This is a genomic window from Aliiglaciecola sp. 2_MG-2023 (genome assembly GCF_030548145.1).
Taxonomy (GTDB): domain Bacteria; phylum Pseudomonadota; class Gammaproteobacteria; order Enterobacterales; family Alteromonadaceae; genus Aliiglaciecola; species Aliiglaciecola lipolytica_A.
Map to the genome: position 1 here is coordinate 149,807 of NZ_JAUORY010000003.1, position 25,077 is coordinate 174,883.

The window sequence follows — 25,077 nt, forward strand, 5'->3', positions numbered from 1 at the left end:
TAAAAGCCATAAATTAAACATATTCCTAAGAAGTGGGTAGAATCAATCTATTGGACAGCTTTGGAGTATTACAATGCAAAATTATATATCTCGCGGAAAATTGAAAATAGCGGAAGAATTAGATTGTTTCATTAAAGACGAAGCAATTGGCCAAACAGAAGTAGAATTAGATACTTTTTGGAATGGGTTTGAGCAGCTGTTGACGGAGTTCATGCCGAAGAATCAGGCGCTGTTAAAAAAGCGCGACGACTTACAAGTAAAAATCGATAAGTACTGCCAACAAAATCCGCAATATAACCTATCTGACTACAAAGCGTTCTTGCAAGAAATTGGTTACCTGTTACCTCAACCTGCTGGGTTTCAAATTAGTACGCAAAATGTTGATCCTGAAATTGCAACTATGGCAGGTCCACAACTAGTTGTTCCAATCAACAATGCGCGCTATGCGATCAATGCGGCAAATGCAAGATGGGGTAGCCTTTACGACGCCCTTTATGGCACAGATGTGATTAGTGAAGAAAATGGTGCTCATAAGAGTGGTCCTTATAATAGTGTTAGAGGGCAAAAGGTTATAGAGCACGGACGTCACTGGCTTGATGTCGCCGCTCCGCTTGAAAAGGGAAGCCATCAGAATGTAACAGCCTACTCAATTGAACAATCAACTTTAATTTGCAAACTTGATAATGGTGAGCAAACCCAACTGAGTGATACAGATCAATATATAGGTTTCATTGGCGAAGTTGGCGACCCTACATCAATTATTCTTATCCACAACGGGCTGCATATTGAGTTGCAATTCGACTGCTCGCACCCAGTTGGCGCTGCCGATCCAAGCGGATTAAAAGACATCGTACTCGAAGCAGCTTTAACTACTATCATGGATTGTGAAGACTCTGTCGCTGCAGTAGATGCGGAAGATAAAACACAAGTTTATCGCAATTGGTTAGGTTTAATGAAAGGCACGCTTTGCACCTCTGTACAAAAAGGTCAAAAGTCCATTGAACGAAAGCTTAATGAAGACAAGGTTTTCACCAACCTTGATGGACAAGCGAGTAGCTTAAAAGGCCGCAGTTTGATGTTTATTCGAAATGTTGGTTTATTAATGTCCAATGATGCAATTCTATTTAATGGTGAAGCTATACCTGAAGGTATTATGGATTGCATGATAACTTCATTAATTGGAAAACATGACTTATTAGGTCACAGCCCATTTTCGAACAGTGAAAAAGGCAGTATCTATATAGTGAAGCCTAAAATGCATGGTCCAGAAGAAGTTGCGTTTTCAAATGCTTTATTTGCACAAGTTGAAAAAATACTTGGACTAGAAGCAAATACTATAAAAATGGGTATTATGGATGAAGAAAGACGTACTTCAATTAACCTAAGTGCGTGTATAGAAGCAGCGAAAACCCGTGTAGTGTTTATCAATACTGGATTTTTAGACCGTACCGGCGATGAAATCCATACGTCAATGCAGCTTGGTCCATTTGGTTTAAAAGGCCAATTGAAGACGCTTCCATGGATAACTGCTTATGAAAAAGATAACGTAGGTCATGGCTTAGCGGCCGGCTTGTCTGGAAAAGCACAAATTGGTAAAGGCATGTGGCCAATCCCCGACCACATGGCCGAAATGATGAAAGCAAAAATACAACATCCTAAAGCCGGTGCTAACACAGCTTGGGTGCCCTCTCCTACCGCTGCGACTCTGCACGCTTTGCACTATCATCAAGTTGATGTATTTGCAGTGCAATCGACACTTAAAGAGCAACATAGTGATGGGTTGGACGATATCCTTACTGTTCCTTTAATGGAGCCAGGAACAGTGCTAGATGACGAAACTAAGACCCGAGAATTAGACAATAATGTTCAAGGCATTTTAGGTTACGTGGTTAGATGGGTAAACCAGGGAATTGGCTGTTCAAAAGTGCCAGATATCAATGATGTAGGGCTGATGGAAGACAGAGCGACACTTAGAATTTCCAGTCAGCATATAGCCAATTGGTTATTGCATGGAATAGTTGACGAGTCACAAGTCAATGCATCATTAAATAGAATGGCAAAACTGGTAGACCAGCAAAATGCCGGAGACCCTGAATACATCAATATGTGTCCAGATCTGGATAAATCTATTGCTTTTGAGGCGGCTAAGGCGCTTATTTTTGAAGGGGTAGATCAGCCAAATGGTTATACCGAACCTTTACTGCATGAAATGCGTCGTAAGATGAAAGAACAACTCGCTTCTTAACCATTTACTGAGTACAAATAAAAACGCAAGGTGACTCTTATATAGAGTACCTTGCGTTTTTTTATTTCAAACTTGAAAAACGATTAATTCACGTTGAAGTAATCTTTATACCAACCTACAAAGTTTTTAATCCCGGTTTGAATTGTCGTTTGTGGACGGTAATCAACATCTCGAACCAAAGCTTCAACATCTGCGTAGGTATCAGGAACATCGCCCATTTGCAGAGGTAAAAGCTCTTTCTCTGCGGTTTTACCCAGGTTTTCTTCTAAGGTCTCGATATATTCCATTAACTGAACGGGTGATTGGTTTCCAATATTGTAAACCCGCCAAGGAGCTTTACTTGTGCCAGGGTCTGGATTCTTACCTGACCAATCTGGGTTAGATTCAGCCGTATGATCAAGGGTACGAATGATACCTTCCACAATGTCATCAATGTAGGTGAAATCGCGTTTATGGTTACCGTAATTAAACACTTTAATCGGTTTATCTTCTAAAATCGCTTTAGTAAATAAGAATAACGCCATATCTGGACGTCCCCAAGGACCGTAAACGGTAAAGAAACGCAAGCCAGTAGTAGGCAAGTTGAATAAATGACTATAAGTATGAGCCATCAGTTCGTTGGCTTTTTTACTTGCCGCGTATAACGATACTGGATGGTCAACGTTATCGTGCACGGAGAAAGGCATAGACTCGTTAGCCCCATAAACTGAACTAGAGGAAGCATAAACTAAGTGTTTCACTTTATTGTGTCTGCAACCCTCTAATATATTCATAAAACCAACAATATTGGCATCAATATAAGCGTGGGGATTTTCTAATGAATAACGCACACCAGCTTGTGCCGCTAGGTGTACGACTTTGTCAAATTTATGTTCATCAAACAAATCAGCCATAGCCTCTTTGTCTTCCACTGACATTTTAACAAAAGTGAAATTGTAGCTATTCTTATGCTGCTCTACTCTTTTTAATCTATCTAGCTTGAGGTTCACGTCATAATAATCATTGAGGTTGTCTAACCCCACTACTTCATCACCACGTTCAAGCAAATACAAACTTACATGAGATCCAATAAAACCGGCAGCCCCAGTTACTAAAATTTTCATTTACTTTGTCCTAAAGTCTTAAATCAACGATTTCTTTATCAATAATATATTTCAAGTCAAACACAACACAATTGTCTTTGCCTAGCGCACGGAGTTCTTGGCTCGACATTTGTTTGAACTCTTGGTGGGCAACGGCCGCAATGATAGCGTCATATTTTCCCACTTCCGGTTCACTGACTAATTTCAATCCATATTCAGCTTGAACCTCTTCAGATTCGGCCCAAGGATCATAAATATCGACATTCACATGATAGTTATCCAGCTCAGTGGCAATATCGACCACCTTAGTATTGCGAATATCGGGGCAGTTTTCTTTGAATGTGATCCCCATAAGAAGCACATTAGCGCCATTAACCATGATTTTTTTATTTAGCATTTTTTTCACTAAACGACTGACCACATATTCGCCCATTTGGTCGTTAATGCGACGTCCCGCCAAAATGACTTCAGGATGATAACCAATCTCTTCGGCTTTATGGGTCAAATAATAGGGGTCAACACCAATACAGTGTCCGCCCACTAATCCGGGGCGAAACGGCAAGAAGTTCCATTTACTACCAGCGGCTAATAACACCTCTTCAGTGTCAATACCGAGCCTTTCGAATATCATTGCCAACTCATTTATTAGCGCAATATTTAAATCTCTTTGGGTGTTTTCAATTACTTTAGCCGCTTCGGCGACTTTTATGGAAGACGCCCTATGTGTGCCCGCTTCAATAATACTGAGATACAATTGATCGACTAAATCACCAATTTCAGGAGTGGAACCACTGGTGACTTTAATAATGCTTTCCAGACGATGGGTTTTATCTCCTGGATTGATTCGCTCTGGGCTGTAGCCTGCATAAAAATCTTGATTGAACTTCAAACCAGAATATTTTTCGATTAACGGAATACATACTTCTTCAGTCGCACCAGGGTATACCGTTGACTCATAGATAATGGTAGCGCCAGATTTGACCACTTTACCAATCATCTCACTGGCTTTTTTCAAAGGGGTCAGATCAGGTTGACGATTTTTATCAATTGGCGTAGGCACGGTAACAATAATAAAATCACATTGAGAGAGGTCTTCAGGTTCAGATGAAAACGTCAAAGATGTCACGCTTTTTAACTCTTCAGGAGAAACTTCCAAGGTGTGATCTTCACCTCGATTGAGTTCTTCAATTCGCTGTTGATTGATGTCGAAACCCAGCGTAGAAAACTTTCTGCCAAAAGACACTGCTAGGGGCAAACCAACATAGCCTAAGCCAATGATGCCTATGCGCTTTTTATATATATTTTCCGTCAAACCCTAACCTCTCTCTAAAGAACAGAATATGATTATTTTTAACCGCGTAGTTTGCACGTAAATCAGGCAAATTAGTAGTGCTATTTAAGATACCTAAGTATCTAATTTACCTAGCTAGCTATACCAACTTTTATTTGACACTATGCGTTATGTTATTGAAAGTAAGTGAATAAGTTTAATATTTCATATAAATAGAATGGTTAAAAGCAAAAGCTGTTTAAAATCTATAAATAGATATTACCAGTTCGGATTTTGGGGTAATTTGGGGTCAAAATGATGTTTACCCATAATCTGATCACGTATCGCAAAAAATGATTTAAACGCAAAGTGTTTGCAAAGTACTGCAAATGGCATCTTGATCCAGTGGCCACGAAAATAAACGATTGTTTTAGCCCATTTAATTTTGGATGACATAACTAAACTATGTTCGGGGGCAATTGATGGCAATATAGCATTTTGAATAAGCCAGCGTTGCAATTTGGTCAGTCTATAATCATTTATGTAGCTGACGACATCTGTTGGTATATTCAGGTTGGAATAATGTTGCAAAGCCTTTATACAACAAACAAATTCAAACTCAAAATCAGTTTGTTGAGAAGATTCCATTAAAACTTTCCAGAACTCAACACTCTCATTTTCTTTAATCAGAAGAATAATATCATAAAGATCACGCATCCAGCTGCTGCTATCTTCATTGGCAAACATATGAATAATGCTATGCATAACAGTGGTTGCTGGTTCCAGTACAAAGCAACCAGATTGCATTTTTTGGCGTGAAGAAATAAATTTCTTGATATTAATTGCACGGCCACTAATCGGTGGGTATAAATTATGATGCATATCCACCACAGTTGCTCGGTTTATATGAATCAATGGTGGTATTTCATGAGCCCAATCTCGATAGTACTTTTCGTCATAGTCATTAAGGGTTTCTGATTGCCAGCGATTTTTTTTAACATGGGCTTCAGCAGCCGTAAGGTCATTCTTATTCACCAAAACGTCAATATCAGAACAGACTCTGCCGTAACTATTCAAACTATTTCGTAGAGTATATCCCGCTCCTTTCAAGAACACTGCAGTAATACCTACTTGCTCAAGCAATAAGCGAAATTCGTTTGCCTCGAAAAAGATTTGTTGAGCCTGACGGTTTGCATAGACGTAAGCAGAATATAAATGACGTTTTACAAAGTGCGGATAAGCGTCGTAGCAACCATCGCGTTTTGCTGCATGATATAAACTAGCTAACAACTTACCTTCGCGTAAGATAAAAATAACATTTTGCCAATCCGTCAAAGCTAGATTTAACCCTCGACTTGGGTTTAATAAAATCTGATAAAGCAATTTTGTATTCAACAACACATTATCACCCGATTACATCTTCTTTGAGAAATTCATTGACTTCATTTAAGTCATTGTACTCAATTTCAAAAAGGCGGCAGGATTTAATTATCTTAGCAACTGTATCAAACCCCGTTCCACCAAGTACATTATAGTTAAACGCATTCTTACTCAAAGTATTAAAAGCTTCCAATTGTGTTAATTGGTAAATGGTTAATTCTGAATCTGGGGAATACTTGGGAAACACGACCGCGACAATCTCGGCTGGTTTAAATTGACTATATTGAGTTCTTTCCAGTACTTTAAGGTGTGCTACATCGCCTTTTTGAGTATCTTTGCAGATGGGAGTGAAAAATGCTTCTGGGTGCCACTTTTTGATAAGATCAATAGAGTTGTTTTTTAAACAAACAGGTCGATACCATGGGTGAACCTTAGATGTCGTGGTATCAATTATTGCCATCTCATCTGAATAGACATCCCAACCAGATAATCCAAGATGAGCCGTCAGTGTACTTTTCCCTGAGCCTGGCAACGCAGGAAAAACAATGGCTTTACCGTCTTTAACTAAAACCGCTGAATGGATAAGTAAACGTTCAAATTCATGGGCTGCTATACACCAGTTCATTCCCCATTCAAGAACAGCTGCAGCTTGAGATATTGGAAGAGGTTTAAAGGGGGAATGTTGATCTGAATAAAAACTGATTTGCGGTTTAATAAATCGTCTCAATAAAGACTCGTAAACGAGACGGATTGAAAAGTCGATAGGCCCGTCTAAATCGCAGGAATCTGAGTACAAACTCTTAGCAACTGTTGAAACATGTTTCACATCTGATTTTAACGAAAAACGGTAAAGACCTGTGTCAAGAATCTGCATCGAACTCCACTACTTCCCGAAGAACTTTCTTCTCAACTAAATCGTGGAAAACGAACTCTGCTTCAGACTGATCTAGTCCAAGAATGGATTGAAATAAACTTGCATCGAAGGTTGACTCTAAATTGAGTTCAACCTTCTTGACATTTTCTAACTGTCTAGAATTAATGAAAAAGGTATTACTATCGTAACCAGAATAAATCCCTATGCCGCTTCCATCTTCAAAAAGATAAACCCGCGAACCCGGAGTGAGACTATAGTAACTCACGTCTATTTAATTTCTTAGGAAGGTTCCCAGTTACTTAACCTATGGTTGTCAGTCATACCCAATTCATTATCGGTTACCAAAGAGCCGGTTTTATCTTTCACGTATAAGTAAACAAATACTTCCTTGCACAAGTCTTCAGCTTGAGAGATACCTTCATAACCTGGATAAAAACCAAAACACGCATTCAAAAATACCGCGCCCAACTTTTGATAGCTGCTGCCACAGTTGCCGCTCAATAGATTTCCACAACTATCATCGCTATAGCGGAAAAATTCTTTTGGTAAATTTAGCGAGCAACTTTTAACTGCGTCGATACTAGCGTTATACTTTTCTCTTTCTTTTTTACAATCATCGTCGTCCCTTCTGTGTCGACCATGATTCATTTGCTTCAACTTATCGAACATGTCATCACAATTGCTGTCTGAGTCTTTCCATTTTTGAGGACGGCAACCATAATTCAAATCTGGAATAGTACATGTTTTTTCATGGGTACTTGTAGACAAATTACCTGACAAATTACCTGACACATTACAGGTAGTTCCCCATACTGATTTAGCTGGAAGGCTAACAATCACTGCTCCGGTGGCCGACTTCTTAAGAAAATTACGGCGCTTGTTCACAGCAGAAACATCCTTTTTAAACGACTTATCGAATTCATTCATTGATTTAAACCCTTTTTATGCGACTTCTGAACGCAATTAACTTTAATGATATCGTTAAAGCAAAAACCACGCCAAGACAACAATCCATTGATTTATATATGTTTAATTAATGTAATATAGTGGTAGTGTAAATTTTTTCGACAAGCTAATCGACTTCTACGTTAGCTGATCTTAAAAGTTGTCTGACGTATTTTACAGGTATTGAGTAAGTAATGCCACTAGGCGCGGATAAAATAGTCTCTTTTGTTTCTTTTACGAACACTTTATTGATAACAGCTACGACTTTACCGGTGTCCACCTCATAAACTGCACTGCCGCTATTGCCAGGGTAAGCCGTGGCATCCATTTGATAGACTAAATACGGATCTCTTAAGCGTCTCAATGTTTTAGCATCTAATTGACTAGAATGTTCAGTAGGCACTATAACCGGCGTTGACGAGGCAATAATACCGCGATGAGTAGCCGGGTAAAGCCCTAAAACAGCCCCAATGGGAAATCCTGTAAATGCCACTTCAGTGCCGTCAGCTATCAAGTTACTTCCGGCTAGTTGAAAAGGCTTTAATTTGTTACTAATTCGAAGTAACGCTAAATCATGTAATTCATCAACTTCGACTACATATGCCTCGTACATTTTGGGATAACGTCCGACACCAGCTAGAACCACACGTTTTTGTTTTGCATTGGCGTCCAACGGTTTAGCAATAACATGATTGTTCGTCACTATATACTGTCCATTAGCTACCGCGAAACCAGTACCGTGTAAACTCGTTTGTGGGGCTTTAATTGGGTCGTATATGCCTATCCCGACTACTGATTGTTTAGCCACTTTTACGATATCGACAATGTCGTGGGCATAACTTGGACAATTTGAAAATAAAATAACAAATACAAACAAACGCTTAATCAAACTAGACATAAAATCCATATTCCATTAATTAGCTTAAAATAATAATGCAAAAAACCAAATTGTCAGCCATATTTGAAAGAAAACCAGCTTTGAGCGAAGTAATGATGCCTCAACCATACGATACCAATAAAAACCAAATCGTTCCTATATTTTCAGGTGGAGGGACACGTTTAACCTGTCATATCGGTATCCTACAGGCTCTGTTAGAAATGAAGTTAACATTTAGCCATGTAGTTGGAATATCTGGAGGCTCTATCGTTTGTGCCCTTTATTGTAGCGGAATGCCATTAGAAAAAATATTGACTCTCGCACTGCACACAGATTTTAAACAATTTAAAGGCTATTCTATATTTCGCTTATTAAAAGAAGGAGGCTTAAGTTCTGGCAATCAATTTGAAAATTGGATGGATAAACAGTTAAATGGCAAAACATTTTCTCAATTATCGACTGATTTAAGTATAGTCGCCACCGATGTCAACGGCGGTGGACCAGTGATTTTCAATAAGGAAACCAGTCCAGACTTGAAAGTTTCACAAGCGGTCCGGTTTTCAATGTCGATTCCATTAATTTTTAGTTTTAAAACCTACGGTGATCATCTACTTGTTGATGGCGCAATTTTAGCCGAAGATGCACTTTTTAGAAATTGGACTGACAGCGATGCTAAAAATGTTTGTTTCAGATTGAAGAGTCAACAAATACATCAGGTGCGAAAAAGGCAGGCATTTTTTCACCTACCTGAATATATTTTCATGTTGATAAAAACATTTATGACGGCCCTATCGAGAGAGTATGTCCACGCTGAGCATTGGCATAACACGATAATTGTTGAAACAGGAACCTACTCTTCAGTCGATTTTTCGTTAACGGTAGAACAAAAAAAAGAGCTTTACCAAATTGGCTATGACACTGCCCATGAATTCTTACCCAAAAAGATCACTCCGATACAGTAAACATAATTGTTTAATTTTCCCTTGAGCGTTATTCAGTTCAAAACGTAAAAAACCTGAAGTTACTTATCTAACATAGCACTTAGTGGCAAAAGCACAATTTGCGCCATAAATAGGGGGACATTTCCTTTTAAATAACCAACACAGATGTGACTGACTTTATGCCCATTGCCTGGCATCGCTATTTCTGGTGTCACTACAATGTTTAACACATCATTACTTCGTAAAGATTCTAATAATCGTTTATCAATACTCAATTTATGAGAAGAGTAAATCATAGGATCTTTAATTAAGTCATGACCTATTGCTTGTGCACGTTCTAATAAAGCCGATGACAATAGACTCATGGGATACATCTGTGGAAACCGTACCTTATCTGCAAATTCATCGATGTATTCAGATTGTTCGCCAAATGCGCTGGTTAAAAAATTCTTGGCGTTGCCTACGATCATGTATTTCCGTTTTAAGAAACACTGACTTGCTTGATCAAAAGTGCGATCTGCACGCATGCCCCAGTCAATATTTTTAGGAAAATTATCCGGCAACTGAATTGGGCAAAATTCAGACTCTCGTTTAAACCCTAAAATAACAGCTTTGCCATTTGCTTTTAATAAAAGTCGATTAGACTGCTGTTCACCGTCCACACTTTGCGTTTTTTTACCTGCTTTGATATCCAGCGTTAGACTATCACCAGGATTAACGACCCCAGCAAACGTGAACTCAAATACACTGAAGGAAAAATTTTTAATTTCATCCGATGTATTTAATTCAGTTTGGCGGTGTTGAAATTGTGTTTCGATAAAGCAGCCTAATTGAAATCCCAGAGCGATAGGCCCTTTAAATGGATTATCAGCAATCCAATTCCAGCGATTTTTATCATGAAACAAGTTAAAATCGTCTGTCGAATTCCTAGCCGTTTCAATGTGAATTTGTGATAACTGATAGTTTTTCAATTAAAATCCTCTTTTGAATGATATTCAGGCCAACTTTAAACTAATGTATAACATAGAAATTGCGGTATTTGTTTGACAAATAAGGACTTTAACCCGACACTTTAGTATTACATAGTTTTAATTTTTTGAGTTTCCCTATTAATAATGGTCAATAAACATAACAAAGGAAAGTTGTAATGACAGAAATTTCTGCAGACAGTATTTCGGGTCATTTTTCCGATTATTTAAAACCGGTATTTTCAGAGTCCGAAGAGCATAAAAAGCATTCTTATGGTATACGCCATCAGGTGTACTGTGAAGAACTGCACTTTGAACCTGAAAACGAACAAAAAATTGAAACCGATAATTTCGATGATCATGCATATCATTGTTTAATCCAACATAAATCTAGTCAGCAATATGCAGGCACGGTGAGACTAATCACCTCAGCAAACGACTCCCAGAAATTACCCATTGAGCTTTATTGCCAAAATGCGATTCAGCGGCCAGAACTTTTCCCGAATAATTTTGATCGAGATGATATTTGTGAAATATCACGTTTAGCTGTCCCTTTAGAGTTCAGACGAAGAAAAATGGATAATTTCGATGGTGCAGCTCTAGGGGTTATTAATAAAGAAATTTATTCAGAAACAGAACTTCGCTGTTTTCCTTTTATCGCCGTTGGATTATATCTATCAGCTACAGCAATTCTAATGAACAAAAACATTCATCATTGTTACGTAATGGTGGAACCTAGGTTAGCCAGAAGTATGCGATTTGTTGGGTTGCCTTTCGAACAAATTGGCCCCGTGATCGACTACCATGGAAAACGCGCGCCATTTTATATCCAACCACAATCTGTCGAAGGTAATCTTAAACCGGATTTTAAAGCGCTGTTGAACAAGATTAAAGTAGGAATCGATGAACAGATGTAAATTCAACATTTGACATCTGCGGAAAGAGACCTTTGAATTTAAAATCCAAAATTTTTCTATTTGACTCAAAAATTAATAGCAGAGAATTTAGATAATGTTTGACTATGACAAAGCATTTTCAAGAAACATAGGCTGGGTAACTGAAGAAGAACAGCTTATTTTAAAAACTAAAAAGATTGCAATAGCTGGTTTAGGCGGCGTTGGAGGTGATCATTTAGTGACATTAGCCAGACTTGGAATTCAACGATTTGCCATTTCCGACTTTGACGAATTTGAGGTTCATAATTTCAATCGACAAGCAGGCGCATATATAAGTACGTTAGATAGACCGAAATGCCAAGTCATGAAAGAAGTATGTTTAGACATCAATCCGCAGAGCACTGTAGATTCATTTGAGCAAGGAATAGATGAAACAAACGTCGACCGTTTCCTTGAAGATGTAGATGTGTATGTAGATAGTCTAGATTTTTTTGCATTGTCTGCACGTAAACTCGTTTTCCAAAAATGTCATGACAAAAATATCCCAATCGTTACTGCAGCTCCAATAGGTATGGGAAGTGCTTTTTTATGTTTCATGCCAGGTAAAATGTCATACGAAGAGTATTTTCAATTTGAATCATGCAATACAGAAAATGAACAGTTAATTAAATTTATGATTGGCTTGACTCCTAAAATGTTACAGATGAAATATTTAGTCGATGAGTCCCGCGCAGACTTTAACGCAAAAAAAGGTCCTTCTACGCCAATGGGCGTTAAACTGTGTTCGGGAGTAGCAGAAACAAATGTATTAAAAATTCTGTTGGGCCGAGGAAAAGTTCTTTGCGCTCCCAAAGGATTACATTTCGATGCTTACAGAAATACTTTGGTCAAAACGTGGCTCCCTTTTGGCAACAAAGGACTTTTACAACGTTTAATTTTTAATATCGCCAAAAAGAAGTTACTCTAATTAAAATTATTGACCATTTGGTTAGGTAAACAGTACACAAAGCGACTATTTATAAAATTAATAACAGATGAATATATTCGCAATTCATTATTGTTGATTAATGAGCTCGATTTAAACGATAAAAATGTCAGTTTTTTTTACAATGTGTAATTTCCTCCACTTAATAAAGCAAACAGAAAATCAACTTTTTCTATAATATTCAGTAATTTAAAAAATATCCAAAAAGTAGGCACAGTAAATGCTTAGTAATATATGAGTGCTTTATAGTGCAGCTATTCAAAATGTTGCTAAAAATGTATAGAGCCAAAAATTAATTTTAACACGGAGAAATACAATGAAAGTATTTAGTTTAAAAAGCCTAGCGTTGGCTTCGGCTATGGTCTCTTCAGCAGCAAGTGCGCTTACAATCCCACTTCCAGCTGGTCCTTTAGCACTCGAAGACGACAATTTAGAATATGTTATAGATAGCAGTGGTGCAATCAAAACATCTGGTGACTTAGTAGTTGGTGATACGTTGTACGCGTTCATCTCTTTTGAGAAAGTGACTAGCATTGATAACTCATTTATCTATGACCTTGGTGTTACCAAAGAAGTAACAGGTGTTTCAGCAATTACAATTACTGATATCACTGGTACTGCAATCACTTTCGGTCCAAATGCTGACTTCGAAGCAACTTACGGCGCTGGTGCAATGGCTGCATTGTTTGCAGACCCATCAGTAGACTTTGGTGTTGATTGTCATCTAGGTGGCACAGCACAATGTGAAGCTGAAGCAACAAATGGTGATCCTTGGTTAGTAGCTGGTTTCGGTGATGATGATGATTACTGGAGATCACTTGATTCTCTAGGTGTAGGGGCACCTTTGAATATAGATTTAGTTTCTACTACTAGTTCAGGTACAACCGTTGGTTCTGCTAACTACTCTTTATCAATTTTAGACAACAATACAGGTTATGAATTTAGAGAGCAATCATCACCACTGTCAGCATTTTTTGCAACTGGTGATGACTTTATGACTGACATCGTAGGTTCAGGAAATATTTTGGGTGGCCTTGGTCTTTCTGACCCTTTCTTCGCAAGAAGTGACTTTGACTTTACTCTTGACCGTATCCCAGAGCCAGGTTCAATTGCTTTGCTAGGAATGGGTCTATTGTTAGTCGGTGCTGCACGTCGCAAATCTCGTTAATATAAGATTAACCACTCCAATGCTTATCCTTTCTAGAGATAAGCATTAAACAGAATTTTAAAGCCTCGCTATTGCGAGGCTTTTTGTTATTAAATCTAACCACGATAGACCAGCCTACTCAATAAATGCATTCCCGCCATTCAACTACTCATAGTGATAATTTGAACACAGCTATTTTAAAGGAAGGCTTTCTATTCATAAAAAACCTACAAATTCATTTATCATCAATTTCATTCTAAGAATTTCTAGAGCATCTTTAGATATATGGAGTTAAACCTAATTTCTATGCAATTTAAACTGCTCAGACAATGCGAATTCTCACAAGGCTAAATACCTATTCAAATTAAAATAAGCGCTTGTAGCTGTATTTGAGTGCCTACATTTCAACAAATTTAAATGTGTATATCGTTTACGCTTATATTTGATGGAAGTTTATTTAAGTTGTAGTTCACCAGTGTAAATAATGGGAAATCAAACTTATATTGTATATTTAAGATTGAATAAGAGAAACTGGCTAGCTAAGAGAGGTTAATTAGGCGAAGCTAAGAAACCACAAAAGGTTATCTGTATTAGGCATTTTCAATGGGCATTCGTCCAGTTTTAACCTTTTCACCTTTGAAGATACCGACACGCAGTAAAATACACGGTGTATCGGAACCAATCAGTTCTTTACACTTTACAGAAAAAGCCTGGCGTTTCTTTTCCAGCTTAGCATCTTGAAATGTAAAGTGATTTGACATCATAGTACCGACAGCTGCATATGGGTGAACAGCAAGCCCTTGAGCTGTCAACTTGGTCCACACAGACATCAAAGCACGGCCAGCATTAAACAAGTCGTGTTTATTGTAAGAGCGACTGGATAAGCAGAAAATTAACGGCGCTTTTGACAGCGGCTCTGTTGCACCTTTAAAACCTAACATTTTATAAAAACAAAAATTATTGAGAAAACTCAGCAATTTCCAACTACGAATTAATTTAAGCCCCAAAAGAGCAGCAAAATCTAATTTCAACACTTTTAAAGGTAAGTGTTTTTTGCCTTGATATTTATCGTCAAAGTCAATAGATGAGGTCATTTCTGCATGAATGTTTTTGTCTTGAAAGCGCATTTCTTCTGCCCGACCAGCTAGCTTAGCTATTTGCTTAAAGGTAGGGGAAACAGCTTTATCATACTTGCTCAATTGACAGTCAAATTCATTTATATAAGTCTGCATTTGTTGAATATCTATATTTCCAGTCGGTTTACTAAAAGCAAGTGCTCTTTCGGTATACCGACTAGAAATGTCTGGAGAAATATCGGTATTGCTCACATCTATTTTGGGACCAGGTAATACAAACTCAACATTCAGACGCCCCGCACTTTCCATCAACGACGCTTTTACGGTAATTGCTACTCCCATATATTCAGCTTGTAACACTATACTTTGAGTAGCTAAGCCCAAAGCAAAACTTGACAAGAACCCTTGTTGATCTGAAAAACCTACTGTTTCTTTTTGTTTCTCATAAATAGTAAATCTATTATTTAGTACCTTTTTTACTAAAGGTTGAGAGTTATCAGCTGAGGGAGCTAGCTCAGCTGCCTTCAGAAGTATATTAATTGCTTGTTCAGTGCTAATCGAATTCATTGCCAATAACTCTCAATTTCAAGAACGTTCTCATTACATTTGTTCTATTCTGAAATACCATATAAAAAGTAGTAAATGTAATTAGTTACCCATCCGACTTTTTAGTGTTGCGAGCCGCTCTCTTTCCATTGGTGTCAATTTGACAAGTTTAGAAGACAATTCATTAAACTTGTCAAAGTAATTTAAAGCTAAAAGTGTCTCCATGTAATCCAAGGTAATTTCGTTAACTTTCTCTAGGGCTTCATGTGCCACTTTAAGATTTTCAAAAGAAGAGTCATGGTCACCTAACAAAAAGTCAATACGCCCTAAAGTGGCTAAAATATATGGTTCAAAAAACTTGTCACTCTGGCCAATAAGATCTCTGGCTTTTTCGGCAATTTCTTTTGCATCATCAAGTTTAGCTAACTTCATCTGATTGACGGCAAGGTTATTTAACCAAATAATATTTTCAGGATTAAAATCAAGTAGTTTAAGGTATTCTTGCTCAGCTTTATCAAATGCCTTTATCTCAGTAAATAATGATGCAAGCTTGAATCGTTGCGATACCGTGTAATCAATATCCAAACCAGAGTTATTGATCAGCGCCAAAGCTTCTTGATTTCTATTCATTTTGGCTAAAGCTTGAGCTAGTTTATACATTGTATTGAAGTTTTTAAGCCTTTCGAAAACTGGAGTTCGTAGCTCGATGGCTTGCTCAAAATCTTCTCGGTAGAACGCTAAGTCACCTTCAGAAATAAGTAAAGTCAGCGTATTTTCGCCTTTCGCTTTTAGTTGAGCAATTTGATCTTTTGCCTCAGAAAAGCGCTTAGCAAAAATCATTTGCTCTAAATATAAATAGTCAAAGCGAATTTGATTGGGAAAGCGTGTCTTAGCGGTCTCTGTTAACGCAGTAGCATTAAGTATATCCCCATTTGCCATCATAATTCCAATAGCACGCAGATAGCCACCAGGTTCATTAGGTAATTGTTCACGCCACTTAGCAAACGTAGACAGTGCATTTTTAGGTTGACGTAAATCTATATAGCTATCACCCAATGTAACAAAGCCCAGACCATTTAAAAGGTCTATTTTACTACTTAACAAATCGGCAGATTGTTGCACTTCTCCAGCCATTCTCAATGCTATGGCATAAGCCACAAACAAATTTATGTCATCATCTGAGTTATCGTAGAGTTCCTTTAGAAATTGAACACTGTCAGTATGCTTTTTAGTGTTTACTGACGAACGAAGGAAAACGATTAATAAGCGGTTTTTATTGTCTACCTTGTTTAGAGCAGACTTAGACAAGTTAAATGCTTCAGCATCTCTTCCCGATTGTTCATATAGACGCGCTAAAAAGTAACTAGCACCATTTTGTTTATCGTCTATCTGTAGGGCTTGTTTATAAAATTGCTCAGCAGCCTCGACATCTCCAGTTTGTTCATAGATAACACCTTCAAGTGTTAAGCCCTCCGCTTTTTCGGTTTTCTGCCATTCTTGCGCTGCCGAAATAGCACCTTCGATATCATTTTGTTTTAGATGGCTCATTACCAAATAGACCCAAGCAATATCCATAGAAGGGTCAGCAGATATAATTTCTTCAAAACCAACGCTGCTCTCTTCAGGAGATACAGCAAAATCGATGATTGCTTTTTTAAGTTTTATATCAGTGTTTTCTGGATTAGCTTTTGATGCTTTGTTTATTAAGCTGGATGCGGATTCAAAGTCTCCAGCCCTAGCCAATTCTAATCCAACCATAGTTAATGTTTCAGAATCTTGCTCGCTACTGCCTTGAATTCCCATTAACAAGTTTTTAGCTTGTTCGGAATATCCCAGCTTAATCTGTAACTCAGCAAGCAGTTTAAACAATGGTTTTGGCAAACGATTTAAAGTGTATAACGCATTTAGATGGGTATATGCCCTCTCTTCCTGTCCTATAAAGTAATGGCTAATTCCAGCGATAGAGCGTGATGTAACTGTTGTCGCACCGCCTTGAATTGCTTTTTCCGCGAATAATACGGCTTCTTCATAGTTCTCTAAACCATATACCGCTTGGGCTTTTAAGACATTAGCAGCTCCATTATCAGGAGACACCTTAAGAATTTTATCAACTTGAATGTTGGCCTGTTCGTAATCTTCTAATTTTAAATAAGAGTTTGCAAGCAAATAGGATGATGAATTAATTATTGGAAGCAGTTCATAACCTTCAGTAAGTGCATCAATTGCTAATTGGTAATTTTCACTATAAAAAGCAGCTAGGCCAATTAATGATAAAACCAGAGGTTTCTTATCATTTGTCTGGACATTTTGCAGAATCTGTAAAGCTCGATTAAATTCAACACTTTCAATTAAAATCGCAGCCTCTGCAATTTTCTTATCTGAGGGAGTTAACGTAACATTTGGCGCCGATATGGAGACTTGATCCTCAGTAATATTATCTCTTCTTGAAGCAACTATAGCAAAAAGTGCTAAACTACTAGCTGTTTCATCTGATGAAACGATATATCGATTAAATATATCAGTTGCCGATTCAAATTCTTCCATATGATAATAGACTTTGGATAATAGCGGCAGAACTTCGGATTCTTTAGAACCTAATTCTAATGCTTTATTTAATTCTTTAAGAGCAGATGGGAGATCACCTATTTCAATATAGAGTTTCCCTAGCAGTAATCTCGGCTGGGCAGCTGTAAAGTCAGTAGAAATTGCGTTCTTCAATTCAATAATTGCAGCATTACGATCACCTTCACTAATATACCGCTCTGCACTTTCAACACGTTCTTCAATCGTCGCTGGTGTACAGGCAATTATCCCTGTAAAAACTATTAAAATTATCCATATTTGTTGTATCGTTTTTAGCATCTTCTAAATCCTTTGACTTATTTAAAACAGTACTGATGAACTCAATTCACGAAGGTGTCCGAGTAAATATTCCTCGAGTATCTACTACCACTTTACTCGCTATATCTGAGATGTCCATACTCTTGAACTGCTTATGATCTACAAGAACGACAACAATATTGGCTCGTTCCATTGATTCGTTAAGACCCACTAGTTCTATGTCTAAGTTTTTTGATTTTTCGGGTAAGGCTTTTATATTAGGCTCAACAGCAAGCACCTTACCTAAGCCCATTTGCGCTAATTTAAGGGTAATGTCTAGTGCAGGGCTTTCACGCAGATCATCAATATCGGGTTTAAACGCTAATCCCAGACATGCGATAACCGGCCGTTTAAATTCGTCAGCAGCTTTTTTTATTTTATCAATGACAAATCCCGGTTTACCGTCATTCACTTCCCTAGCGGTGCGGATCATTCTGGCAGTTTTCGGGGCTGAATCTACTATAAACCATGGGTCAACAGCTATACAGTGTCCACCGACACCTGGCCCTGGCGTTAAAATATTCACCCTAGGATGGCGGTTAGCTAAAGCGATTAGGTCCCAGACATTAATATGCAACTCATCGCATATCATCGACAGCTCGTTAGCAAATGCAATATTCACATCGCGGAAGCTGTTTTCAGTGAGCTTTGCCATTTCCGCCGTCCGAGCAGTGGTTTTTAAACAATTACCACGCACAAAAATATCGTAAAGCTCAATGGCTTTATCACTACATTCAGCAGACATCCCGCCGATAATGCGGTCATTTGATACCAGTTCTTCTAATACTCGTCCTGGCAATACTCGTTCTGGACAATGTGCAACAAACATATCCGGCTCTTGACTACTATGCCCAGGAAAGTGCAAATCTGGACGTAATGCCTGTAACCAAGCTGTCAGCTTTTCTGTTGCCCCCACCGGTGATGTTGACTCTAAAACGATTAAATTGCCTTTTTCTAACACAGGAGCAATGGCATTAGCGGCTTTTTCAATAAAACTTAAATCAGGTTTTTTACCTTCTTTAAAGGGGGTAGGTACGGCTATCATAAAAGCGTCAGCGGGTTCAGGTGTAAGAGAAGCTCGAAGTTTCCCCATGGTCACAGCTGCTTGAACAACCATATCTAAGTCTGGCTCCACAATATGAACCTTACCTTGATTAATTGTATCAACGGCTTTTTCAGAAACATCTATACCAATGACTTCGACACCACGAGAAGCTATTACCGCGGCGGTGGGCAAACCAATATAACCCAAACCAATAACTGAAACTTTAGCAAATGCCATGTTTATCCCTTAGTTATTTATTATTAAATTCGCTATTCTTTGACATGCTTTCCCATCTCCGTATGGATTATGGGCAAAAGACATGGCCTGATACGCTTTTTCATCATTTAATAGCGAAAACGCATTTTCAACTATTTTGTTGTAATCTGTTCCAACCAATTTAACTGTTCCAGCTTCTACGGCTTCAGGCCTTTCGGTTGTGTTACGCATTACCAAAACCGGTTTGCCAATGGATGGAGCTTCTTCTTGTACTCCTCCAGAATCGGTAAGAATAATGTGTGCTCGACTCATTAGGTAAACAAAAGGAAGATAATCTTGAGGGTCGATTAAAAATACATCTGGCGTGTTGGCAAGTAAACGATTGACGGGTTCTTGTACATTTGGATTTAAATGCACCGGATAAAGAACTTGAACATCTTCTTGTTCAGCCAGGGTTTTTAGCGCTCTACAAATATTTTCAAAACCATCACCGAAGCTCTCACGTCGATGTCCGGTAACCAATATAAGCTTTTTAGTTGGATCTAAGAATTCGAAACGGCTGGCTAGTTCACGGTTTAAAGAGTCATCAGTGGTAATTTTACTTTCGACTTGAATCAACGCATCGATAACCGTATTCCCTGTCACAAAAACAGAATCCGAAGATATATTCTCTGCCAACAAATTAGCTTCAGCTTTTGGAGTAGGAGCAAAATGCAATTTTGTGAGTGCCCCAGTCAACTTACGGTTAATTTCTTCAGGCCAAGGGCTATAAATATCCCCGGTCCGAAGCCCAGCTTCTACATGACCTACTGGTATGCGTTGATAAAACGCCGCTAACGAGGCGGCAAATGTGGTTGTGGTATCACCATGAACTAAAATAAGGTCGGGTTTAGCTTGACTAAACACATCCCGTAATCCCAACAATGCCCTGGTGGTAATATCATAGAGATCTTGCCCTGGCTGCATTAAATCTAAATCAAAATCAGGGGTAAGTTCAAAAAGCGATAATACTTGATCAAGCATTTGTCGGTGTTGCGCTGTAACACAAACAGAAACATTTAATTCACTGTGCTTTTTAAGTTCAATTGCCAACGGCGCCATTTTAATAGCTTCGGGACGAGTCCCAAACACCAGCATGATATTTTGATATTTCATAATGACTCTTTAGTAATAGGAGAGAATTAAACTTTGGTTTCAACGAATCCGCACAATGCTCCAAAGGTTTCAAATATATCTGCACTTATTTCATCATCATCCACTTCAACACCAAAGGTATCTTCAATAGACGTTAACACTGTTACCACAGCCATCGAATCAAATTCAGGAATTGCTCCCAGTAGAGGTGTATCCTCATCAAATTCAACATCACTAGATAATTGTAAAACATCAATTAAAATTTCTTTCACAGACGCGGCTGTATTCATACTCTCAGTACCTGTATTATTGTATTTTTTAGATAGATCGTACATAAACTTCTATCATCCGTTGATGTATTGTTCCATTATTTAAAGTAATAAGAAATAGTTGCAACCCATAAACAAGAGATTAGTATTAAAAATGGTAACGTTTTTTGATGAGTTAGTATCTGAATCCGCGAAGCAATATGCTCAAAAGTCTGCTTTAATTTTCAAACAAACGAAAATGTCATACGAAGAACTTGAAAGCAATATTTTAAAATTAGCCTCAGGTCTCCAATGCATTGGCGTTAAACGCCATGATCGCGTTGCAGTTTTCTTACCTAAATTACCTGAAACTATTATTAGTCTATTCGCCATAAGTCGAGCAAATGGCGTGTTCGTGCCAGTAAACTCGGTTTTGAAAGGCCCCCAGGTACGACACATCTTAAACGACTGCGACGTGAAAGTTTTAATGACTAGCAGTGATAGGCTCAAATCCCTAGAGCCAGTATTATCAAACTGCCCTGCCCTGCAACGAGTGATTCTAACTGACAAGCTACCCAACTTTAGTATTGAAGGGATAGAATTCAGCCTATTTTCGGATTTAGAAACTAAGCCATTAACGCATGTGCATCGCACTGACAATGATATGGCTGCAATCTTGTATACCTCGGGAAGTACCGGCAGACCTAAAGGGGTTGTATTGTCGCACCGAAATATTGTTGTAGGTGCAATTAGCGTCGCCGAGTATGTTGAGAATGATCAATCAGATGTACTTTTAGCGCTGCTACCTTTGAGTTTTGATTATGGATTAAGCCAGATTACTACCGGCTTTTTGCGTGGCGCAACCGTAGTGTTAATGGACTACTTTTTGGCAGGTGATGTAGTCAAAGCAATGGCCCAACACAAAGTCACCGGACTAGCTGCTGTGCCCCCACTTTGGCAACAATTAATGAAAGCGAAATGGACAACAGAAGCAACTGAAAATTTGCGTTACTTCACTAATTCTGGTGGCGCTATGCCACAAGTAACCTTAAATGTTATTCGTGCTACATTTCCCCAAGCTAAACCATATTTAATGTACGGTTTAACCGAAGCATTTCGCAGTACCTATTTGGATCCTGCCTTAGTCGATGAAAAAATTGGCTCAATGGGCAAAGCCATTCCTAATGCTGAAGTCATGGTTGTGCGTGAAGATGGCACTGAATGTGATGTTGATGAACCAGGTGAATTGGTGCACCGAGGCCCCCATGTTAGTCTAGGATATTGGAATGATCCGGCCAAAACTGCAGAACGATTCAAACCCGTGCCTGCTCAGTTAAACGGATTAGTATTGCAAGAAATGGCTGTTTGGTCGGGAGACACTGTTAAGCGAGACGCTGAAGGTTTCCTATATTTTGTCGGCCGTAAAGATGAAATGATTAAAACCTCAGGCTATCGAGTGAGTCCAATGGAAGTTGAAGAGGCCTGCTATCAAGGATGTAGCGATATTGCTGAGGCTATCGCCAGCGGAGTAAAAGATACAGAATTAGGCCAAGCCATTACACTGCTGCTTGTGCTTAAAGAAAACGTAGAGCGTTCCGAAAAAGAGATTTTAGCTATGTGTAAAAAATCCATGCCTAACTTTATGCATCCTAAATATGTCGAATTCAGAAGCTCCCTTCCACGCAATCCCAATGGGAAGGTTGACCGCAGTTTGCTCACTAAAGAAGTAAAGGAAAAGTACGAAAATGTCTAAGCCAGTTCCTGTACACGCCCCCATGGATCAATTCGAGACCGATCATCAGCAGATTTTAGTGGGTGGAAAAAATCTTGACACCATCGAAGCAATACTCGATAAATCAGTGTTTTACGCCTACGATAAAAAAGTTGTAAAAGCACAAATTGACAAATTTAATCAAGCAATTCCCGATGCCATTAAATTGCATTATGCGATTAAAGCCAATCCCTACCCGCCATTAGTGAATGCCATGTGTGAATGGGTTGAAGGGTTTGACGTTGCATCACAAAAAGAAATGCTAATTGCTCTGCAGTCTGGGATGCCTGTTAAAGACATTAGCTTTGCAGGCCCAGCAAAACAAGAAGCTGAAATTAAATCAGCTATCTGTGCAGGAGTTACATTGCATGTGGAATCAGAGCTAGAGCTTTCACGAGCCATTGAGATAGGTCAGCAAGTTGGAATATTGCCTATTATCGCCTTCCGAGTGAATCCTGCTTTTGAATTAAAAGCATCAGGTATGAAAATGGGAGGTGGTCCGAAGCAATTCGGCATTGACGAAGAGCGTCTGTTTGAATTATTGCCCACGTTAGATTACAGCAAAATACAATTTCGCGGCTTCCACATATTTTGGGGCTCTCAAAACCTCAAGCAAGATGCCATTATCGACGCGCACAACAATACGTTTGAATTGGCACAGCGCCTACTTGATGTAACACCCGTTGATGTTGAAACGGTGAATTTGGGTGGTGGCTTCGGTATCCCCTACTTTCCGGGGGAAACAAGGTTAGAACTAGCGCCAATAGGTGATAATCTCGCTGCGCTTTTATCTAAATACCCAAGCCTGGCAAGACTGGAACTGATCATAGAATTAGGCCGCTTTATTGTTGCTGAAGCGGGAATTTACGTGAGTAAAATCACTGATAAAAAGGTCTCACGGGGCCACACCTACCTGATGACCAATGGTGGCCTCCATCATCATCTTTCTAATTCAGGTAATTTTGGTCAAGTAATCCGCAAAAACTATCCAGTCGCAATAGGTAACAAAATGAACCTAGGTAAGGGCACAGAGGCCGTTACCGCCGTTGGCCCTTTGTGTACACCACTGGACACTTTAGCCGATAAAATGATGTTAACGGATCCACAAATAGGTGATTGGTTGGTAGTGTTTCAATCTGGCGCTTATGGACCAACAGCAAGCCCTCAAGACTTCCTTGGACACCCCCATGTAGTCGAAATATTACTTTAAAAGCCAATGAATATACATAAACGGTTTATTAAAAAATTACTCATAGCTACAGTTTCATTGTTATTAATTGGAACTGTAACCGCTGTTTTATTCCTGCAAACCAACTACGGGAAAGAACTTACCCTCAAAGGGCGTCAGTATGTGCATATTAATTTGCATAAAAATTGGGGGGTGAGACTAAAGATTTTACAAAGTGTAGACTTCCTACTAAATCTCATTCCAAAGCCATCGCTTATTCCATACGACAGAGCAGCGTCAGGGGTCGGATTCGACAAAAATAAAACAATAGACCAGCACAGTATTAAAGCAATGTCACTATTAGCTTCTCATTTTTATTCCGTTCAGAGTGCTGAAGAGTTGCGTACAGCAATGCTGAAAGCACAAAAAGGTGATGTTATTCTGTTGGCCCCAGGCCAATATTCTATTCTAAAACGCTTAGAGGTTAGACATCATGGAACTCGCCAACAGCCAATCCGTTTGCTAAGCAGTGTACCAGGTAGCAGTGTATTGAAAATTCAAAATACAGAAGGGATCTACTTAAACAAAAATAATTGGCGTATTGAGAATATTGTGTTTAAAGGGGACTGCGGTGAACAAAGGTATTGTGAACACGCTATTCATATGTATGGCAATGCTGACCACACACAATTAATTAACAATCAATTTATCAATTTTAATGCTGCTTTGAAAGCCAATGGAAATTATCGAAATACACCGGCAACATTTGCCGATAACGTGCTTGTTCAATATAATGATTTTTACAATCAAAGCTATAGAAAAACCCGCTCTCCTGCTACGCCCATAGATGTCGTAGGAGGAAACAGCTGGCGTGTTGACAACAACTTTATTGCAGACTTTGCGCGTAAATCCACTGGAAAAATATCAGTAACCTATGGGGGCTTTATGAAAGGTGGAGGCTCTGGCGGCGTGTTTAGTAACAATGTAGTAAATTGTGCTTGGCATTTACCCTATCAATCTAACTTAGATGTTCGAGTAGGTTTATCATTTGGAAATGGAGGAACACAAAAGCAATTTTGTCAAAATAATGATTGTCATTATGAGCATTCTGGAGGGAAGATAGTAAATAATTTAGTGCTTAACTGTATCAATGATGTGAGTATTTATTTGAATAAAGCTGCTGCAACTGACATTACTGGAAACACACTATTGAATTCTATGGGGATAGACGCAAGATTCAAACAAACATCAGCCAAAATTAATAACAATAAAATACAGGGAAGAATCAAGGCAAGAGATGAAGCCTTTTTAAGTGAGCGTAACAACGTTATAATCACAGAATAATTGATTTCACAGTTATGGGAAATTTTGAATATGAATCAA

General features: G+C 38.6%; 21 protein-coding genes. 8 read left to right on the plus strand and 13 right to left on the minus strand.

Annotated elements, in window-relative coordinates; all coding sequences use genetic code 11:
• Window positions 1-73: 73 nt before the first annotated feature.
• Window positions 74-2,245, plus strand: a complete 2,172-nt coding sequence (locus tag Q4567_RS04535; protein WP_216050004.1) for a malate synthase G — start codon at window positions 74-76, stop codon at window positions 2,243-2,245.
• 83 nt (window positions 2,246-2,328) lie between these two features.
• On the opposite strand, the gene Q4567_RS04540 is transcribed toward Q4567_RS04535, so the two are convergent.
• From Q4567_RS04540 to Q4567_RS04570, 7 genes are all read right to left on the minus strand, one after another.
• Entirely contained in the window at window positions 2,329-3,348 is a 1,020-nt protein-coding gene (locus Q4567_RS04540; protein ID WP_216050003.1) for an NAD-dependent epimerase, read from the minus strand.
• A 10-nt stretch (window positions 3,349-3,358) separates the two neighbouring features.
• Window positions 3,359-4,639: a Vi polysaccharide biosynthesis UDP-N-acetylglucosamine C-6 dehydrogenase TviB gene (tviB, locus tag Q4567_RS04545; protein ID WP_303499530.1), complete on the minus strand. Its 1,281-nt coding sequence runs from the start codon at window positions 4,637-4,639 to the stop codon at window positions 3,359-3,361.
• A gap of 237 nt (window positions 4,640-4,876) precedes the next feature.
• Window positions 4,877-5,998, minus strand: coding sequence for a nucleotidyltransferase family protein (locus Q4567_RS04550; protein WP_303499531.1), 1,122 nt, complete (start codon window positions 5,996-5,998; stop codon window positions 4,877-4,879).
• A 4-nt stretch (window positions 5,999-6,002) separates the two neighbouring features.
• Window positions 6,003-6,851: an HprK-related kinase A gene (locus tag Q4567_RS04555; protein WP_216050000.1), complete on the minus strand. Its 849-nt coding sequence runs from the start codon at window positions 6,849-6,851 to the stop codon at window positions 6,003-6,005.
• Window positions 6,838-7,116, minus strand: coding sequence for a hypothetical protein (locus Q4567_RS04560; protein WP_303499532.1), 279 nt, complete (start codon window positions 7,114-7,116; stop codon window positions 6,838-6,840). The genes Q4567_RS04555 and Q4567_RS04560 overlap by 14 nt, the downstream gene beginning before the upstream one ends.
• Before the next feature lie 14 nt (window positions 7,117-7,130).
• Window positions 7,131-7,778 carry a hypothetical protein gene (locus tag Q4567_RS04565; RefSeq protein ID WP_303499533.1) on the minus strand — a complete coding sequence of 216 codons (648 nt, stop codon included), beginning with the start codon at window positions 7,776-7,778 and terminating at the stop codon, window positions 7,131-7,133.
• Between the two features lie 145 nt (window positions 7,779-7,923).
• A complete protein-coding gene (locus Q4567_RS04570) occupies window positions 7,924-8,694 on the minus strand; it encodes a serine protease (protein WP_216049997.1) in 771 nt (256 codons plus the stop codon).
• A 92-nt stretch (window positions 8,695-8,786) separates the two neighbouring features.
• Between Q4567_RS04570 and Q4567_RS04575 the strand changes: the two genes are divergently transcribed.
• Entirely contained in the window at window positions 8,787-9,635 is an 849-nt protein-coding gene (locus tag Q4567_RS04575; protein ID WP_303499635.1) for a patatin-like phospholipase family protein, read from the plus strand.
• Between the two features lie 59 nt (window positions 9,636-9,694).
• On the opposite strand, the gene Q4567_RS04580 is transcribed toward Q4567_RS04575, so the two are convergent.
• A complete protein-coding gene (locus Q4567_RS04580; protein ID WP_303499534.1) occupies window positions 9,695-10,585 on the minus strand; it encodes a hypothetical protein in 891 nt (296 codons plus the stop codon).
• Between the two features lie 176 nt (window positions 10,586-10,761).
• Here Q4567_RS04580 and Q4567_RS04585 point away from each other — a divergent pair, with 176 nt between their 5' ends.
• The 3 genes from Q4567_RS04585 (at window position 10,762) to Q4567_RS04595 (ending at window position 13,631) form a co-directional block, all read left to right on the plus strand.
• Window positions 10,762-11,499: a PEP-CTERM/exosortase system-associated acyltransferase gene (locus Q4567_RS04585; protein WP_303499535.1), complete on the plus strand. Its 738-nt coding sequence runs from the start codon at window positions 10,762-10,764 to the stop codon at window positions 11,497-11,499.
• A 94-nt stretch (window positions 11,500-11,593) separates the two neighbouring features.
• Window positions 11,594-12,445 carry a ThiF family adenylyltransferase gene (locus Q4567_RS04590; protein ID WP_303499537.1) on the plus strand — a complete coding sequence of 284 codons (852 nt, stop codon included), beginning with the start codon at window positions 11,594-11,596 and terminating at the stop codon, window positions 12,443-12,445.
• A 334-nt stretch (window positions 12,446-12,779) separates the two neighbouring features.
• Complete coding sequence (locus Q4567_RS04595) at window positions 12,780-13,631, plus strand: PEP-CTERM sorting domain-containing protein (RefSeq protein ID WP_303499539.1); 852 nt, start codon at window positions 12,780-12,782, stop codon at window positions 13,629-13,631.
• Window positions 13,632-14,200: 569 nt separating this feature from the next.
• Here Q4567_RS04595 and Q4567_RS04600 read toward each other — a convergent pair.
• The 5 genes from Q4567_RS04600 to Q4567_RS04620 form a co-directional block, all read right to left on the minus strand.
• On the minus strand, window positions 14,201-15,259 hold the full coding sequence (locus tag Q4567_RS04600) for a hypothetical protein (protein WP_303499540.1): 1,059 nt from the start codon (window positions 15,257-15,259) through the stop codon (window positions 14,201-14,203).
• 75 nt (window positions 15,260-15,334) lie between these two features.
• Entirely contained in the window at window positions 15,335-18,094 is a 2,760-nt protein-coding gene (gene prsT, locus Q4567_RS04605) for an XrtA/PEP-CTERM system TPR-repeat protein PrsT (RefSeq protein ID WP_303499541.1), read from the minus strand.
• Between the two features lie 46 nt (window positions 18,095-18,140).
• The gene (gene wecC / locus Q4567_RS04610; RefSeq protein ID WP_303499542.1) at window positions 18,141-19,394 is read right to left on the minus strand and encodes a UDP-N-acetyl-D-mannosamine dehydrogenase; all 1,254 of its coding nucleotides are present in this window, start codon (window positions 19,392-19,394) and stop codon (window positions 18,141-18,143) included.
• Between the two features lie 9 nt (window positions 19,395-19,403).
• Window positions 19,404-20,528 (minus strand): non-hydrolyzing UDP-N-acetylglucosamine 2-epimerase, encoded by a 1,125-nt coding sequence (gene wecB / locus Q4567_RS04615; RefSeq protein WP_303499543.1) that lies wholly within the window; start codon window positions 20,526-20,528, stop codon window positions 19,404-19,406.
• Window positions 20,529-20,554: 26 nt separating this feature from the next.
• Complete coding sequence (locus Q4567_RS04620; protein ID WP_303474391.1) at window positions 20,555-20,842, minus strand: acyl carrier protein; 288 nt, start codon at window positions 20,840-20,842, stop codon at window positions 20,555-20,557.
• Between the two features lie 88 nt (window positions 20,843-20,930).
• Between Q4567_RS04620 and Q4567_RS04625 the strand changes: the two genes are divergently transcribed.
• The 3 genes from Q4567_RS04625 to Q4567_RS04635 are packed head-to-tail and all read left to right on the plus strand — an operon-like array spanning window position 20,931 to window position 25,038.
• Complete coding sequence (locus Q4567_RS04625) at window positions 20,931-22,508, plus strand: acyl-CoA ligase (AMP-forming), exosortase A system-associated (protein WP_303499545.1); 1,578 nt, start codon at window positions 20,931-20,933, stop codon at window positions 22,506-22,508.
• Window positions 22,501-23,736, plus strand: coding sequence for a pyridoxal-dependent decarboxylase, exosortase A system-associated (locus tag Q4567_RS04630; RefSeq protein ID WP_303499546.1), 1,236 nt, complete (start codon window positions 22,501-22,503; stop codon window positions 23,734-23,736). The genes Q4567_RS04625 and Q4567_RS04630 overlap by 8 nt, the downstream gene beginning before the upstream one ends.
• 6 nt (window positions 23,737-23,742) lie before the next feature.
• Window positions 23,743-25,038 carry a hypothetical protein gene (locus tag Q4567_RS04635; protein WP_303499548.1) on the plus strand — a complete coding sequence of 432 codons (1,296 nt, stop codon included), beginning with the start codon at window positions 23,743-23,745 and terminating at the stop codon, window positions 25,036-25,038.
• Window positions 25,039-25,077: the final 39 nt, after the last annotated feature.